This is a genomic window from Rhizobium sp. CCGE531 (genome assembly GCF_003627795.1).
GTDB lineage: Bacteria > Pseudomonadota > Alphaproteobacteria > Rhizobiales > Rhizobiaceae > Rhizobium.
Map to the genome: position 1 here is coordinate 3,633,455 of NZ_CP032684.1, position 15,167 is coordinate 3,648,621.

Sequence of the window (15,167 nt, forward strand, 5' to 3'; positions counted from 1 at the left end):
ACAATTATCCTACGAACGCGATCTTCAGAATGGCGAAAAGACAGAGCCCCGCCACCACGACCGCAAAGAACGTGTTGAGCATGAGAAGGACGATCTTGCCGAATTCGCCGTGGACATAGTCCTCGATGATGACCTGCATGCCGATCTTCATGTGAATGATGGCGGAGATCACCATCAGGCCGAAGATGACGGCGACGATCGGGTTCGAGATCGCATGCACGACTTCAGCGTAGGGCGCGCCGGCATAGATCATCAGGAAGATGACGAAGAAGAGAAAGAGCGGAACGTTGGCAACGGCGGTCAGGCGCTGACGCCAGAAATGATCGGTTCCTTCCTTGGCGGAACCGAGACCGCGGACTTTGCCCAGAGGAGTGCGCATATCCATGAGAATTATCCTTTAAAGCATGATCCCGAAAGGCATCCGAGCGCTTCCGGGAATGATCATGCCAATCAACCCAGCCGGATGACGGTGCCGATGATCCAGACCAGCGCGGTCAGACAGATCGAAGCGACGAGCGTGAACTTGGCCATCTTCGTCGAGACGGCAGGATCGAAACCATACCCGAGGTCCCAGACGAAATGGCGCAGACCACCGACCATATGGTGCAGCAGCGCCCAGGTGTAGCCGAGCAGGATGATGCGGCCGATGATCGTACCCATGATCCAGTTGACCAGCTCGAAATAGGCCTGGCCCGTCGCGGCGGCGATCAGCCACCACGCAACCAGCACCGTGCCGAAATAGAGCGCGGCGCCGGTGATGCGGTGGACGATCGACATGACCATGGTGGGGATGGGTTTGTAGATTTGCAGATGCGGCGACAGAGGCCGGTTTTGTGTGACGTTCGCCATCAGAACCTCGCGGCGTTACGATACGCTTAGAACCCGGTTATCCGGGGCAACGCGCGCGCAGAGACATGCGGTGTGCGTTGCATCATTGCGACCATTAATCACCCAGACGCCTATCGACAAGCACAATTGATGCCAGCATTGAATTTAATCGATTCGGATCGCTCTGCACTTTAGCGAGCATGCAGAGACCAGCCGCCCAATCCGCGCCATTTACCATTTCGGCAACCCTGGCGTGGACTTCGCCGCGGTCTTGGGGCAATCTGCCGTTAAGATTTCATTAACGAACCGGAGCGGGGCGAATCATGACACCGCATCTTTTCAAGGCGGCAGCGCTCGTTTTGGCGGCAGCAGCCACCCTCTCCTTCGCGCCGGCATCGGCGGGCGACTACCGCCACTGGCATCATCACGATAGCTCCGGCATTGTGCGCCTGCACCAGATTTCTCAGCCGCAGGGTCTCGGGCAGCAGCCGGCAAGGATCGTAATCATGGAACGTCGCGACGCGGCAAACGCTGGCAGCTATGCCGGCACGGCCGATGTCTATCGGGCCGATGGCGGCACCTACGTTATCGGCTACGGCGGCTACGATCCCTACGCGCGGCCCACCGCGCCGCAGCTGAGGCCGAAGGCGAAGGTCATTGATATCCGCTATGCCGGCAATCCCTGCTCCTACGAAGCCGGCGTCTGCGTCATCAGGCACTGACGATTTTCAACTGGCGAGAAATCGCCAGACCGTCGTTTTCTTGATCTCGCTATCCTCTAGCGCCCGCGTCACCGGTACCTGGTAGGTCGCCTGCGCCTCGAGGTGGTCCTTGGGAAGATAGGCTCTGCCGGGATCGCCGACGAGAACCAGCCTCCCCTCACCGGCCAGCTGCCGTACCCAGGGAATGAGGCTCGCGGCAAAATCGCGATCGTAGAAGACATCGCCGGCAAGAATGACGTCCGCATCCACGGCTCGGCCGATGATATCGTCACCGGCGAAATCGAGATCCACGCCATTTTCAGCGGCATTTAGCCGGATCGCCGTGCCCGCCCAGGGATCGATATCGACGGCAAGCACATGGGCGGCACCCGCGCGCTTCGCCGCAATGGCGACAAGCCCGGAACCGCTGGCAAAATCCAGCACGGTTTTGCCAGTCATGGTCTCCGGATGATCGAGGATATAACGCGCCAGACCCTGGCCGCCCGCCCAGGCAAAGGCCCAGAAGGGCGGCGGCAGGCCGATCTCTTCCAGCTCCTCCTCCGTCTTCAGCCAGAGCGCATGCGCCTCGCTTGCAAGATGCAGCCGGATTTCCGGCACATGCGGCGGCGCCATCAGGCTGGTATTGGCGCGGATGAAGCTTTCCGGATCGGTTTTCAACGGGTTCCTCGCGCCTACTCAGACCGGCGGGTTGTCCAAACCGCCCATGCGGCAGACTTCGAGCCATTCCTCATCGGTCACCGGCTGTACGGAGAGCCGCATGGAGGTGACGAGCGCCATCTGCGAAAGCTTCGGATTGGCCTTGATATCCTTCAAGGAGACAAATTTCGGCATGTCTCGGACGGCGCGGATATCAACGCATTCCCAGCGCGGATCGTCCTTGGCGGTCGAATCCGGATGCGCCAGCGCGCAAACCTCGACGATGCCGACGACCTCCAGCCCATCATTGGAGTGATAGAAGAAGCCCTTGTCGCCGATCTGCATGGCCCGCATGTTGTTGCGGGCGAGATAGTTGCGCACGCCGGTCCATTCGGTTCCCTTCGCCCCCGCGTCCTTCTGCTGCTGCCAGGACCAGGAGGACGGCTCGGATTTATAAAGCCAGTGCGCCATCTCTCATGCCTCCGGATTGTTGAAGACCCAGTTGAACGGCTTGATCTCGACGCTCTCGAACAGGCCGGCCTTCGTATAGGGATCGGCATCGGCAATCACCTTCGCCGCCTCGATGCTCTCGGCATTGACGACCACGAGACTGCCGTTCGGCTTGCCTTCGGCATCCAGGAAAGGCCCCGCCATCTTCAGCGTCCCCTCGGCATTGAGCTTGTTCAGATGCTCCAGATGCGCCGGACGCGTCTCCATGCGAACATTCAGATGGCCGGGCTTGTCCTTGCAGACAAAGGCAAACAGCATTGTTTGGCTCCTTTAGATATCCAGAAATTATTCCGTGGTGATCGGCCGTGTCATCAATTGCCCGATGGCTGTGGCTATGTCGAGCTTGCCGTCGATGATGGCGGAAACCGCGTCTGTGATCGGCATGTCGACGCCGAGTTCGTGGGCAAGCCGCGCGGCGATGGAGGCCGCATAGGCGCCTTCGACCAAGGTGCCATGTGTCGGATCGGCTGCTTCGCCCTCGCCAAGCGCGATGCCGAATCGCAGGTTGCGGGATTGATGGCTGGTGGCCGTCAGCACGAGGTCGCCAAGGCCCGAAAGCCCGCGCACCGTCTCAGCCTTGCCGCCCTTGGCCGCGACAAAGCGCGACATCTCGGCGAGGCCGCGGCTGATGAGCGCCGCGCGCGCGGAATCGCCGATGCCCCGTCCCTCGACGATGCCGCAGGCGATGGCGAGAACATTTTTCAGCGCGCCGCCGAGCTGTACGCCGATGCGATCATCCGATGCATAAAGACGGAAGGTCGGTCCGGAAATCGTCTGGGCGAGCCTTTCGGCCACGGCGATGTCGGCAGCGGCAATCGCCATGGCCGTCGGCAGGCCCTTGGCGATGTCGGAGGCAAAGCCAGGCCCGGAGAGAACGGCGATGGCATGCTGCGGCAATTCCCGCTCCAGCATGTCGGTCAGGAGATCGCCGGAGATCTTGTCGATGCCCTTGGCGCAGGTGACGACGACGGCATCCTTGGCGAGATAGGGGCCATACTGGCGGGCGGCATCGGCCTGCGCCTGCGAGGGCATCGCGAAAAGAACGATGCCGGCGCTGGAAACGGCATCCGCCTCGGCCGAGAACCGCAGCGAATCCGGAAGCTCGATCCCGGGCAGGACGGCATCATGCATGCGATCGGCGGCAAGATCCGCCATCAGCCCGGCTTTCCGCCCGACGAGCGTCACGTCGCTGCGGCCGGTCAGCGCGATGACGGTTGCGAGCGCGGTGCCGAAAGCGCCCGCGCCGATGACTGCGATCTGCTCGTTGCCGCTCATGCCTTTGCTCCTCGTTTGCCATGTCCAAGCAGAGTTGCCGCCTTCTGATCCAGCGGCCAGCGCGAACGCGGCTGCACATCGAGATCGTCAGGGGCCGCCCCCGTCGCCATGCGTTCCAATCCCGCCCAGGCGATCATGACCGCATTGTCCGTACACAATCTCAATGGCGGCGCGATGAAGCGGAAACCGTTGGCATCGCAAAGCTCCTGCAGGGTGCGGCGCAGCTCGAGATTGGCGGCAACGCCGCCTGCCACGACAAGCGACGGCTTTTCCGCCGTCTTCGGAAATTCCGTCTTGAAGCGCTGCAGGCCGCGGCCGATCCGGTCCTTCAGCGTGCGCGAAATCGCCTTTTGGAAGGAGGCGCAGACATCGGCGATATCTTGCTCCGTGACCGGCGCGATCGCCGTCGCCGCCTGCCGCACGGCCGTTTTCAGGCCGGAAAAGGAAAAATCGAGGCGCGCTTCGCCGACAAGCGGGCGCGGAAGATCGAAGCGATCCGGATTGCCGTTCCTGGCGGCTGCCTCCACCGCCGGACCGCCGGGATAGGGCAATCCCAATAGCTTGGCCGTCTTGTCGAAGGCTTCGCCGAGCGCATCGTCGATCGTCGTGCCCCAGCGTTCGTAGTCGCCGACGCCGCGCACCAGGATCAGCTGGGTATGCCCGCCGGAAACGAGCAGCATGAGATAAGGAAAAGCGAGCCCGTCGGTCAGCCGCGCCGTCAGGGCATGGCCTTCCAGGTGGTTGATGGCGTATAATGGCTTGCCTGTCGCCCGCGAGATCGCCTTGCCGGTCATCAACCCGACAAGCAGCCCGCCGATGAGGCCGGGGCCGGAGGTGGCGGCAATGGCATCGACGTCTGAGAGCGACACATTGGCGCGTTTCAATGCTTCGTCGATCAGCGTATCGAGCGCCTCGACATGCGCCCGCGCGGCGATTTCCGGCACGACGCCGCCATAGGCGCTATGCTCGTCCAACTGGCTGAGGACGACATCGGAACAGACCGTGGGCGTGCCGTCATCCCGGCGCTCGACAATGGCCGCGGCGGTTTCGTCGCAGCTTGTTTCGATGCCGAGAATGCGAAGAACGGGCGCCATGGAGATTGTTCGTTGCCTACAGGTCGATTGCGATAAAGCGGAAATATGGTTACGGGAACTGTCGGTAACAACGGATCAAAGCGGATGCAAACAAAACCTTTCCGGATCGGCACGCGCGGCAGCCCGCTGGCGCTTGCCCAGGCGCGAGAAGCGCGCGACCGCCTGATGGCGGCCCATAGCCTTCCGGAGGAGATGTTCGAAATCGTCGTTCTCAGCACCAAGGGCGATCGCATCACCGACCGCTCGCTAGCCGCAATCGGCGGCAAGGGCCTGTTCACGGAAGAACTGGAAGAAAAGCTGATCTCGGGCGAGCTCGATTTCGCCGTGCACTCCGCCAAGGACATGGCGACGAAGCTGCCGCAGGGACTGGCACTGACGGCCTACCTGCCGCGCGAGGACATTCGCGATTCCGTCATCGGCCGCACCGCGCCGAAACTGATCGAGCTGCCACATGGCGCAATCGTCGGCTCGGCGTCGCTGCGCCGCCAGGCGCTGATCCGCCGCCTGCGCCCGGATATCAACGTCATTACCTTTCGCGGCTCGGTCCAGACCCGGCTCCGCAAGCTGGAAGAAGGGCAGGCCGACGCGACCTTGCTGGCGCTCGCCGGCCTGAAGCGGCTCGGCATGGTCGAGGTCATTACGGATATTCTCGACCCCGATGAATTTCCGCCGGCACCCGCGCAAGGCGCGATCGGCATCGAGAGCCGGATCGACGACAGCAGGATGAACGACCTGCTCGCCGCCGTGAATGACGCGGCGACCTTCGACGCGGTATCCTGCGAGCGCGCCTTCCTCGCAGCGCTTGACGGCTCCTGCCGCACACCAATAGCCGGCTACGCAATTTGCGAAGGCGATCATCTGCGCTTCTTCGGCATGATCCTCACCCCGGATGGCGAGCAGGTACACACGACCACCATCGAAGGCCACCGGCGCGATGCCGAGGCACTCGGCGTCAACGCCGGCCAGGCGATTCGCGCCGAGGCCGGCAGCACTTTCTTCGAAGACTGGACCTGACGAAAGATGCGCGTGGTCGTCACCCGCCCTCAGCATTCGGGTGAACGCACCATGCGGCGACTGGCGCGGATGGGCCACGAGGCTTTCCTGCTGCCGCTCGCCGAACCTGTCCATTACATCGAGGAAGCAGGGCCGGCGCTGCTGAGCACCCAAGGCGCCATCGCCGTCACCAGCGCCGAGGCAATCCGGGCGCTTGCATCATTGGGCTCCGATCTGGCGCCGCATCTTGGTCGTACCCTCTTTGCTGTGGGAAAGGCGACAGCCAAAGAGGCGGCCGATCTCGGCTTCGGCAATATCGCCATGTCGGAAGGTGGCGGCGCCGAGCTTGCCGCCTTGATATCAGGCCATCCGGCCAGCCTTGGCGGGAACCCCCTTCTCTATCTGGCCGGCTCCCCTCGGGCGCCCGGTTTCGAAGCGGGGCTGATGGAGCTGCAAGTGCCGTTCTTCATCGTGGAATGCTATCGGATGCGAGACATTGCTCCGGACAATGCCGTTCTTCGCCGACTTTTTACAGACGCCCGCGCCGATGCCGTGCTGCTTTACTCCTATCAAACAGCGCAGCGCTTTTTCAGCCTGCCCTTCATCCAGGAAAATCCGGAAGCCTTTACCGAAACGCGGTTCCTCTGCCTGAGCGAGGCCATCGCCGAGGCGATTCCGGCGCGGATGCATTCTCGCACCGATATCGCCGACATGCCGAACGAAGACCGACTTCTGGCGCTTCTGATCCATGAGTAACGCCGCAATTTTGATCTAAGGTCTTTCCATAATCGTCTTGTCTGTCTAACTTCGTTGCAGCGCATGATAAAGAGGACCTCATGGTATCGCGAAAACCGCCTAACCATTCGAAGCCCAACGACGAACCGGTCACGATCGACCTGGAAGCCGAAAAAACAGCGCAGGACGCAGCTCCAGAAGACGTGACGGAGCGCAGTCACGACGAATTCGGCTCCTCCTCCGCCAATGAAGTGGAAATGCCGCTCGAAACGGACAAGGAGCCGCTGCGCGAGGAGTTTCAGGAGTCTATCTTCGCGTCTGCCCCCGAAGAACGGCAAACGACGACACAGCAGGCAGACCCTGAGCCTCCCCATGCCGAGCGGCCACAGCAGCAGCCCCGCGAAGGCTCGACCTCGGGCCTCATCGCGGCCGGCATCGTCGGCGGCTTGATTGCCCTCATCTGTGCCGGCGCGTTGCAATATGCCGGTCTTTTGCCGGGCGGACGCGCCGCGAAGGATAGTTCCGCCGATGTAGCCGCACTGAATGCGGAGATCGACGGCCTCAAGCAGAGCATCGCCAATCTCGCGGCCGTGCCGGCGGCCAAGCCCGACGAGGCGCTTACGGCCCGCGTCGCAGCGCTTGAGACGAGCGCCGCCAACGGCACTTCGACGGGCGGATCCGGCGGAGCCGCAAGCGCGGCGTCGGATCAGAAGATCGCCTCGCTGACCGGTGAAGTCGAGCAGCTGAAGGCGGACCTCGGCAAGGCGACCCAGAGCCAGGCCACTTCCGATGCTGAAGTCAGCAAGCGTCTCGACGACGCCGAAAAGAAGCTGAGCGGACCGAGCCAGGAAAGCGCCGTTGCCCGCGCCATTGCCGCGGCTGCCTTGAAGGCGGCGATCGACCGCGGCGGCCCCTTCCAGCCCGAGCTCGACACTTTCGCCAACGTCGCGCCGGACGATCCAGCCGTTGCCGATCTCAAGAACTTCGCCCAGACAGGCGTTCCCTCCCGCGCCGACTTGATCCGCCAGGTTTCCGATGTTGCAACCGCAATCGTCGCGACGGCGCAGACGGACGATCCCAACCAGAGCTGGAGCAGCCGCCTGATGTCGGGCGCCAAATCGCTGGTCCAGGTCCGTCCTGTCGGCAACGTCCCCGGCGACAGCATCGATGCCATCGCCGCCCGCTTCGAGGACAAGGTCAGGAATGGCGATCTGCCGGGAGCTGTCACCGAGTGGAACGGCCTGCCCGATGCGGCCAAATCGGCTTCGGCCGCCTTCAAGCAATCGCTGGAGGCCCGCATCCGCGTCGAGGATCTGGTGAGCGACGCCTTGTCGAAGGCGATCGCCAATACCGGGAAACAGAACTAAGGACGGAGCGCGGCAATGATCAGACTGCTTATCTTCGCCATTCTCGTCCTGGCTCTCGGCTATGGTTTTTCCTGGCTGGCGGATCGTCCCGGCGATCTGTCGCTGGTGTGGGGAGGCCAGCTTTACCAGACCAAACTGATCGTCGCCGCCGCAATCCTGATTGCGCTCGTCGCGGCCGTCATGATCCTTTGGTGGTTCGTGCGGCTGATCTGGACCTCGCCTCACTCGGTCACCCGCTATTTCCGCGCCCGCAAGCGGGATCGCGGCTATCAGGCATTGTCCACCGGCCTGATCGCCGCCGGCGCCGGCAATTCGCTGCTGGCCCGCAAGATGGCGGCGCGCACCCGCGGCCTCATTCGTGCCGATCAGGAGCCGCTCATCAACCTGCTTGAAGCGCAGGCGGCCTTGATCGAAGGCAAGCATGACGAAGCCCGCCAGAAATTCGAGCTGATGGCCAATGACCCCGAAACGCGCGAGCTCGGATTGCGCGGTCTTTATCTCGAAGCCAAGCGCCTCGGCGCGCATGAGGCGGCGCGGCAATATGCCGAGAAGGCGGCCGACCAGGCGCCCTACCTGCCTTGGGCGGCGCAGGCGACGCTGGAATATCGCAGCCAGGCCGGCCGCTGGGACGATGCCGTCAAGCTGCTGGACCAGCAGAAGGCTGCCCATGTCGTCGACAAGGCCACGGCCAACCGGCAACGCGCCGTGCTCCTGACGGCACGCGCCAACGACAGGCTGGAGAGTGATCCCGCCGGCGCTCGCGACGATGCGCTGGCGGCGCTGAAGCTCGTGGACGATTTCGTGCCCGCGGCACTGATCGCGGCCAAGGCGCTCTTCCGCGAAGACAAGGTGCGCAAGGCCGCCTCCACCCTCGAGCAGGTCTGGAAGGCGCATCCGCATCCCGAGATCGGCAGGGCCTATGTGCGTGCCCGCAGCGGCGATTCCGTCCTCGACCGCCTGAAGCGCGCCGAACGGCTGGAAGCCATTCGCCCGAACAATGTCGAAGCGCTGCTGTTGACGGCGAAGGCGGCGATGGACGCTGGCGATTTCGGCAAGGCCCGCGCCAAGGCCGAAGCCGCCGCGCGGATCGATACGCGCGAAGGCGCCTTCCTGCTCCTCGCCGACATCGAGGAAGCCGAAACCGGCGATCAGGGCCGTATCCGGCACTGGATGGCGCAGGCGTTGCGCGCGCCGCGCGATCCGGCCTGGGTTGCCGACGGTTTCGTATCGGAAAAGTGGCTGCCATTGTCGCCGGTCACGGGCCGTCTCGATGCTTTCGAGTGGAAGGCGCCCTTCGGCCAGATCGAAGGCCCGGTGGAAGAGGGCTCAACCGTTTCGGTCGATGCGGCACTGAAGTCGCTCCCGCCGGTACGCGAGGCCGCCTCCGCAACCGTGGCGGAGAAGCCAAGTTCACCGAAAGTTGCATCGCCGGCGCACGATACTTATGTCATGGAATTGGAGCCCGCCGTGGCGAAGCCCGCATCGAGCGCACCCGGAGCAGAACCGCAGCCGACGCAGCAGGATGCGGAACCCCGGCCTTTCTTCGGCGGCGCGCCGGACGATCCGGGCGTCAAGGATCACAAACTTGAACCGGAACCCAAGACACGGCTCAAGTTATTTTAGGAGCAATTCCAGCAAAAGTGCGCAGCGGTTTTGCGTCCGGAATTGCGTGAAGACAAAAAGATGGAGCATGGTGACCCAAGCACCTTGCTCGGCTTGTTTTGAGAACGGAAACGCATGTTCGAACGCTTTCAGGAATTCCTTCATAACCTGACCCAGGACAACCCCAGATCCGGCTTTGCACCCGACGACCCGCGCGTTGCGGTGGCGGCGCTGTGCATCCAGGTCATGGAGGCGGACGGCAAGATCGAGAACAGCGAGAAGAAAAGGCTGCGCAAGCTCCTGAAGGACCAATATGGTCTCGACGGCCGCCAGCTCGAAGCGCTGATCGCCGCCGGCCAGGAAGCCGAAAGCGAGGCCGTCGATTATTATCGCTTTACCTCGGACCTGAAGCGCCATCTCGACGGCGCCCAACGGCTGGAACTGCTCGGCATACTCTGGGATATCGTCTATGCCGATGGCGAGCGCAGCGAGATGGAAGACCATGCGATCTGGCGCATCGCCGACCTGATGGGCATTTCCGACCGCGAACGCATCATGAAGCGACAGGAAGCAGCCTCACGCGCACCCGGTTCCAGGGTAGAGACAGGCAATGATGATTGAAGCGCCGAAGAGCGCGGGCCGCCCGATACTGATCGTCCTGCATCAGGAGCGCTCCAGCCCCGGCCGCGTGGGCCAGATGCTGCTGCAAAAAGGCTATGATCTCGATATCCGCCGCCCGGTCCTTGGCGATCCCCTGCCTTCGACGCTCGCGGCCCACGCCGGCGCCGTGGTCTTCGGTGGCCCGATGAGCGCCAACGACCCGGACGAGTTCATCAAGACCGAGACCGACTGGCTGAAGATCCCCCTCAAGGAAAACCGCCCCTATCTCGGCATCTGCCTCGGGGCGCAGCTGCTCGCCCGCCATCTCGGCGCCAAGGTGAAGGGCCGCGACGACGGCAAGACGGAGATCGGCTGGTATGCATTGCAGCCGACCGAAAAGGGCCGGCTGCTGATGCGCTGGCCGCAGATGGTCTATCATTTCCATCGCGAAGGCTTCGAGCTGCCGCACGGCGCCGACCTGCTGGCAACGGCGGAGACCTATCCCAACCAAGCCTATCGCTACGGCGCCAATGCCTGGGGCCTGCAATTCCATGCCGAGCTTACCCGCGCCATGATGCAGCGCTGGGTCGTGCATGGCGAACATCGCTTCTGCATGCCGAACGCCCAGCAGGGCCGCGAGCATCTGGAAGGCCGCATGATCTTCGATGCCGCGCTCAAGGCCTGGCTATCGGAATTCCTTGACCTCGTCTTCGAGGGCAAACAGGCGATGGCCGCCTGACACGCTCGACGCCTCAATCAGGTGTATGATCGAATTGATCGATCGCGTGGCGAACCGCCCTTGCATACCGTTCCAGCTTTTCCGTATCCGCCATGAGAGCGTCCCTCACGCCTCTCGGGATCTCGATCTGCACGCCGGCATGACGCTTGCCGCGATTGCAGATATTGCCGACGGACGTTCCGGCGAGTGCCTCCCCTCTTGCTCTTACGGCCGCCGCAAAACCATTCCGGCATAAGGCCTCCACAATCCGGTCGCGCAACGAGAGGCCGAGGCCGCCGATCCAGCTCGTCTCCGGATCGTCCCGATCCGTCCGGCCATGAATGGCGACGACGACCGATGATTTGGCCACCAGGCTGTTGGCCACCGGCTCGTCGAAGTTGTCGGAGGTGATGTGCAGCTCGTGATGGAGCCTCGCCGGGTCGAGCCCTTCGAAACAATAGAGGGAAAAGCGATCGCGCGCGATCGCCAGCGCGACGTCCGACGTGGCGGGCTCTATGAAGCCGCCATGCGGAGTGATGATAGCGACATTCGACGATCGATCCTCGATGCGGATGCGATAGTCGATGCCCTCAGTCTCATGCTCGCAAAGCGCCGAAAACGAACCATATCGATCCGGCTGCCTTGTCATAGCGCTCCTCAAACCGGCTGCGGCTCGCGCTCGCGGTCGGGGGCATTGAGACTATCGATCTGGCGAAGCTGCGGGAAGCCTGTAGCCCAGAGGACGGCAACCGCAAGCGTGCCGATGCCGCCGATGACGACGGCGGGGATCGCGCCGAAATAGTGCGCCATGGTGCCGGCGCGGAATTCGCCGAGCTCGTTCGATGCGCCCACGAAGACCATGTTGACGGCATTGACGCGGCCACGGACATGATCGGGCGTCCAGAGCGTGATCAGCGTTTCGCGCACATAGACGGAGATCAGATCGGACGCGCCCATGACGGCAAGAGCTGTTATCGACAGCCATGGCGTATGCGAGATGCCGAAGACCAGCGTGCCCACACCGAACATGGCGACGCCGGCAAACATATAGAGGCCGGCGCGATGCCGGATGGGATAGGTCGCCAGAAACAGGCCCATGGCGATCGCGCCGAAGCTCGGCGCCGCGCGCAAGAGGCCGAGCCCCCAGGGTCCGAGCGTCAGGATATCACGCGCATAGATCGGCATCAGCGCCACGGCGCCGCCGAGCAGCACTGCGAAGAGATCGAGCGAGACTGCGCCAAGCACCACTTTTTCCGACCAGATGAAGCGGAACCCGGCAAGGATCTCGTTCATGCTTTTCGACTGATGCGCCGCACGCTGCTGCGGCTTCGGGATGAGGTAGGTCAAGATCGAGCCGGCGGCCAGGAAGATCACGGCGACCGTATAGGATGCGCCGGCGCTGAAGCCATAGAGCAGGCCGCCAGCGACGGGACCGAGAATGGCCGCCGCATCCCAGGACATCGAATTCCATGTCACCGCATTCGACAGATCCTGCGGCGGAATGAGATTGGGAGCGAGCGACTGCATTGCCGGCGTCATGAAGGCGCGCTCGACGCCGAAGACGGCGAGGATCATGAAGACGGGCAGAGGTGCAAAGGTGCCGGTGACGGTCAGGAAGAGCAGCGCTACCGTGCAAAGCATGCCGGCGAAGATGCAGATCGCGGCGACCCTGCGCCTGTTGTAGCGGTCAGCCACAGTGCCGGTGACAAGGATCAGGAGCAGGGAGGGAAGGAACTGCACAAGGCCGATCAGGCCGAGATAAATCGGGTTGCCGGTGTGGTCGTACATCTGCCAGCCGACCGAAACACTGACTATCTGGGTGGCGAAGGCCGTCAGAAACCGCGCGAAGAAGAAATAGGTATAGGCGATGTGCCTGAAGGCGGCAAACCGGTCTCCGCTGGCGGCAAACGACATGGGACGAGACTTTCCGACGCGAAGGCCAGCGCAAACGCCCGCACCGGCCTTTTAAACATGATTCAACATGCTTCGGAGCATGGGACTTGCCCGTTTAGTCGCCAATGTCTACATGTCTGTCAACCGCGAAATGGAGACAAACATGCTCGCCTTATTTCAAACCATTGATCTGGCTTTGAATCTTTATACCTGGGTACTGATCGCCAGCGCCATCTTTTCCTGGCTCCATGCTTTTAACGTTATCAATTCGAGCAATCAGTTCGTCAATTCCGTCGGTAGCTTCCTTTATGCGGTCACCGAGCCGGCATTGCGCCCGATCCGCCGCATCCTGCCCGATCTCGGCGGCATCGATATCTCGCCAGTGATCCTGCTTCTCCTCATCTTCTTCATCCGCTCGCTGATGTGGAATTCGATCGTTCCGCTGTTCCTGCGGTGAACGAGCCCTGGCAGGCGTCTTCGGATCACCTGCGACTGTCAATCCGGCTCACGCCCAACGGTGGGCGTGATGCGATCGACGGGGTGGAGACCGGCAGCGACGGCGAAAGCTATCTGAAGGCGCGCGTCTCCGCCGTGCCGGAAAAGGGCAAGGCCAACAAGGCGCTCATCGCGCTGCTGGCCAAGAGGCTAGGCATCCCCAAATCATCGCTCAGTCTGATCAGCGGCGACACCGCACGTAAAAAAATCCTCCGGATCGAGGGCGAACCGGAGGATTTGATAGAAAGGCTTTGCGCCGTAACCGAAGGCCGCTGATCAGGCCTTGGTGTTCTTGGCGCGTTCGATCGCTTCGAGAATGAGCTCGCCGGCTTCCTTCGAGCCCTTCCAGCCGAAGATCTTGACCCACTTGCCGGGCTCGAGATCCTTGTAGTGCTCGAAGAAATGCTCGATCTGCTTCACCGTGATCTCGGGCAGGTCGGTATATTCCTTGACCTTGTCATAGCGCATCGTCAGCTTCGGCGAGGGAACGGCGATGATCTTCTCGTCCTTGCCGGAATTGTCTTCCATCATCAGCACGCCGATCGGGCGGACATTGATGACGCAGCCCGGCACCAGCGGGCGGGTGTTGGCGATCAGAACGTCGATCGGGTCGCCGTCGTCGGAGAGCGTGTGCGGAACGAAGCCGTAATTGCCCGGATAGGTCATCGGCGTGTAGAGGAAACGGTCGACGACCAGCGTGCCGGCCTCCTTGTCCATTTCATACTTGATCGGATGACCGCCGACCGGCACTTCAACGATGACGTTGACGTCTTCGGGCGGGTTCTTGCCAATGGAAATCGCGTCGATACGCATACTTGTCCCCTAATAAGGATGGTTGCCGCCAGCCAAATAATAGGATTCATCCCGCAACGCAACAACGCATCGGGAAACAGGCGGATTTACTGCATAATTCCTTAAATCGGAATCGATCTAACGATAAAATTATGCAGAAAATTTAAAGCTCTGCAGCGACCTTTTGCGCGTCATATATGACGCACGGCGTTGTAGGTGCCGCTCAGGGCCAGACGAAGCCGATCTTTCGCAGCTGCCTGTGATCGAAGGTTTCGATGCCCTCGCAGAAATCCGCGCCGCCCTGCCCGCGATAGAAGCGGTAGGCATTTTCATTTTCCTCGAGGCACCAGACGACCAACCCCTTGCAGCCAAGAGACTTCAACAGCCGGCGCGCCTCGCCGAACAGCATGCGCCCCAGGCCCAGCCCCTGATATTGCGGGCGCAGGTAGAGTTCGTAGATTTCGCCCTCCTGCGGCAGCGCGCGGGCACGGTTGAGGCCGAGCGTGGCATAGCCCGCGATCTCGCCGGCAACGTCCAGAACCAAGAGCGTTGCCGGACCGCTGGTCGCCTTGCGCCACCAGTTTTCGCCGCGGCGCTCGATCATCTGGCCGAGGGCGCGATGCGGAATGATGCCGGCATAGGTGTACTGCCACGACTGGCGGTGCACCTCCGAAATGGCTCGGGCATCATGGGGTTCTGCCCGCCGAACATCAATCGACAACGTCTTCATAACGTCTACTCTGGTCTTGCGAGCCCGAATTAACCATCCTCATTCATAAAGACGGCAGACTTGCCCACAGGCTTTATCCGTGGATCATCAATAAAAATTAACGACTTTTTAACCTATACAGCAAGAGCCCGGAATCGAACACACAAAATAAAACCCCGGCACAATGGCCGGGGTCTG

At 62.1% G+C, this 15,167-nt stretch carries 20 protein-coding genes; 9 read left to right on the forward strand and 11 right to left on the reverse strand.

Annotated features, from left to right (window positions below):
• Positions 1 to 4 precede the first annotated feature (4 nt).
• Together sdhD and sdhC are read right to left on the reverse strand one after the other, a co-directional pair.
• The gene (gene sdhD, locus CCGE531_RS17690) at positions 5 to 385 is read right to left on the reverse strand and encodes a succinate dehydrogenase, hydrophobic membrane anchor protein (protein ID WP_120665638.1); all 381 of its coding nucleotides are present in this window, start codon (positions 383 to 385) and stop codon (positions 5 to 7) included.
• A 65-nt stretch (positions 386 to 450) separates the two neighbouring features.
• Positions 451 to 849, reverse strand: coding sequence for a succinate dehydrogenase, cytochrome b556 subunit (gene sdhC, locus CCGE531_RS17695; protein WP_120665640.1), 399 nt, complete (start codon positions 847 to 849; stop codon positions 451 to 453).
• Between the two features lie 302 nt (positions 850 to 1,151).
• Between sdhC and CCGE531_RS17700 the strand changes: the two genes are divergently transcribed.
• Complete coding sequence (locus tag CCGE531_RS17700; protein WP_120665643.1) at positions 1,152 to 1,550, forward strand: hypothetical protein; 399 nt, start codon at positions 1,152 to 1,154, stop codon at positions 1,548 to 1,550.
• Between the two features lie 6 nt (positions 1,551 to 1,556).
• On the opposite strand, the gene CCGE531_RS17705 is transcribed toward CCGE531_RS17700, so the two are convergent.
• From CCGE531_RS17705 to tsaD, 5 genes are read right to left on the reverse strand one after another with little or no spacing between them, the layout of a single operon-like run.
• Positions 1,557 to 2,207 (reverse strand): methyltransferase, encoded by a 651-nt coding sequence (locus CCGE531_RS17705; protein ID WP_120665645.1) that lies wholly within the window; start codon positions 2,205 to 2,207, stop codon positions 1,557 to 1,559.
• An 18-nt stretch (positions 2,208 to 2,225) separates the two neighbouring features.
• Positions 2,226 to 2,657, reverse strand: a complete 432-nt coding sequence (locus CCGE531_RS17710) for an EVE domain-containing protein (protein ID WP_120665648.1) — start codon at positions 2,655 to 2,657, stop codon at positions 2,226 to 2,228.
• A 3-nt stretch (positions 2,658 to 2,660) separates the two neighbouring features.
• Positions 2,661 to 2,954, reverse strand: a complete 294-nt coding sequence (locus tag CCGE531_RS17715; RefSeq protein WP_120665651.1) for a YciI-like protein — start codon at positions 2,952 to 2,954, stop codon at positions 2,661 to 2,663.
• A gap of 27 nt (positions 2,955 to 2,981) precedes the next feature.
• On the reverse strand, positions 2,982 to 3,971 hold the full coding sequence (locus CCGE531_RS17720; protein WP_120665654.1) for an NAD(P)H-dependent glycerol-3-phosphate dehydrogenase: 990 nt from the start codon (positions 3,969 to 3,971) through the stop codon (positions 2,982 to 2,984).
• Positions 3,968 to 5,065, reverse strand: coding sequence for a tRNA (adenosine(37)-N6)-threonylcarbamoyltransferase complex transferase subunit TsaD (gene tsaD, locus CCGE531_RS17725; RefSeq protein WP_120665657.1), 1,098 nt, complete (start codon positions 5,063 to 5,065; stop codon positions 3,968 to 3,970). The genes CCGE531_RS17720 and tsaD overlap by 4 nt, the downstream gene beginning before the upstream one ends.
• Before the next feature lie 84 nt (positions 5,066 to 5,149).
• Here tsaD and hemC point away from each other — a divergent pair, with 84 nt between their 5' ends.
• The 6 genes from hemC to CCGE531_RS17755 all read left to right on the forward strand — a co-directional run bounded on the left by hemC (position 5,150) and on the right by CCGE531_RS17755 (position 11,101).
• Positions 5,150 to 6,079, forward strand: a complete 930-nt coding sequence (hemC, locus tag CCGE531_RS17730) for a hydroxymethylbilane synthase (protein WP_120665660.1) — start codon at positions 5,150 to 5,152, stop codon at positions 6,077 to 6,079.
• A gap of 6 nt (positions 6,080 to 6,085) precedes the next feature.
• The gene (locus CCGE531_RS17735; protein ID WP_120665663.1) at positions 6,086 to 6,814 is read left to right on the forward strand and encodes a uroporphyrinogen-III synthase; all 729 of its coding nucleotides are present in this window, start codon (positions 6,086 to 6,088) and stop codon (positions 6,812 to 6,814) included.
• A gap of 80 nt (positions 6,815 to 6,894) precedes the next feature.
• Complete coding sequence (locus tag CCGE531_RS17740) at positions 6,895 to 8,160, forward strand: mitofilin family membrane protein (protein ID WP_120665666.1); 1,266 nt, start codon at positions 6,895 to 6,897, stop codon at positions 8,158 to 8,160.
• A 15-nt stretch (positions 8,161 to 8,175) separates the two neighbouring features.
• The gene (locus CCGE531_RS17745; protein WP_120665669.1) at positions 8,176 to 9,783 is read left to right on the forward strand and encodes a heme biosynthesis protein HemY; all 1,608 of its coding nucleotides are present in this window, start codon (positions 8,176 to 8,178) and stop codon (positions 9,781 to 9,783) included.
• A gap of 114 nt (positions 9,784 to 9,897) precedes the next feature.
• Entirely contained in the window at positions 9,898 to 10,383 is a 486-nt protein-coding gene (locus tag CCGE531_RS17750; protein WP_120665671.1) for a TerB family tellurite resistance protein, read from the forward strand.
• Positions 10,376 to 11,101 carry a glutamine amidotransferase gene (locus CCGE531_RS17755; protein ID WP_120665674.1) on the forward strand — a complete coding sequence of 242 codons (726 nt, stop codon included), beginning with the start codon at positions 10,376 to 10,378 and terminating at the stop codon, positions 11,099 to 11,101. Before CCGE531_RS17750 ends, CCGE531_RS17755 begins: the two co-directional genes overlap by 8 nt.
• 13 nt (positions 11,102 to 11,114) lie before the next feature.
• On the opposite strand, the gene CCGE531_RS17760 is transcribed toward CCGE531_RS17755, so the two are convergent.
• Together CCGE531_RS17760 and CCGE531_RS17765 are read right to left on the reverse strand one after the other, a co-directional pair.
• The gene (locus CCGE531_RS17760) at positions 11,115 to 11,729 is read right to left on the reverse strand and encodes a poly-gamma-glutamate hydrolase family protein (protein WP_120665676.1); all 615 of its coding nucleotides are present in this window, start codon (positions 11,727 to 11,729) and stop codon (positions 11,115 to 11,117) included.
• An 8-nt stretch (positions 11,730 to 11,737) separates the two neighbouring features.
• Positions 11,738 to 12,994: an MFS transporter gene (locus tag CCGE531_RS17765; RefSeq protein ID WP_120665679.1), complete on the reverse strand. Its 1,257-nt coding sequence runs from the start codon at positions 12,992 to 12,994 to the stop codon at positions 11,738 to 11,740.
• Positions 12,995 to 13,106: 112 nt separating this feature from the next.
• On the opposite strand from CCGE531_RS17765, the gene CCGE531_RS17770 reads away from it, so the two are divergent.
• Entirely contained in the window at positions 13,107 to 13,430 is a 324-nt protein-coding gene (locus CCGE531_RS17770) for a YggT family protein (protein WP_120665681.1), read from the forward strand.
• Complete coding sequence (locus tag CCGE531_RS17775; RefSeq protein WP_120665684.1) at positions 13,427 to 13,744, forward strand: DUF167 domain-containing protein; 318 nt, start codon at positions 13,427 to 13,429, stop codon at positions 13,742 to 13,744. Before CCGE531_RS17770 ends, CCGE531_RS17775 begins: the two co-directional genes overlap by 4 nt.
• Here CCGE531_RS17775 and ppa read toward each other — a convergent pair whose 3' ends face one another.
• Together ppa and CCGE531_RS17785 are read right to left on the reverse strand one after the other, a co-directional pair.
• Positions 13,745 to 14,281, reverse strand: a complete 537-nt coding sequence (gene ppa, locus CCGE531_RS17780) for an inorganic diphosphatase (protein ID WP_120665686.1) — start codon at positions 14,279 to 14,281, stop codon at positions 13,745 to 13,747.
• Positions 14,282 to 14,483: 202 nt separating this feature from the next.
• The gene (locus CCGE531_RS17785) at positions 14,484 to 14,990 is read right to left on the reverse strand and encodes an N-acetyltransferase (RefSeq protein ID WP_112341386.1); all 507 of its coding nucleotides are present in this window, start codon (positions 14,988 to 14,990) and stop codon (positions 14,484 to 14,486) included.
• Between the last annotated feature and the right edge of the window lie 177 nt (positions 14,991 to 15,167).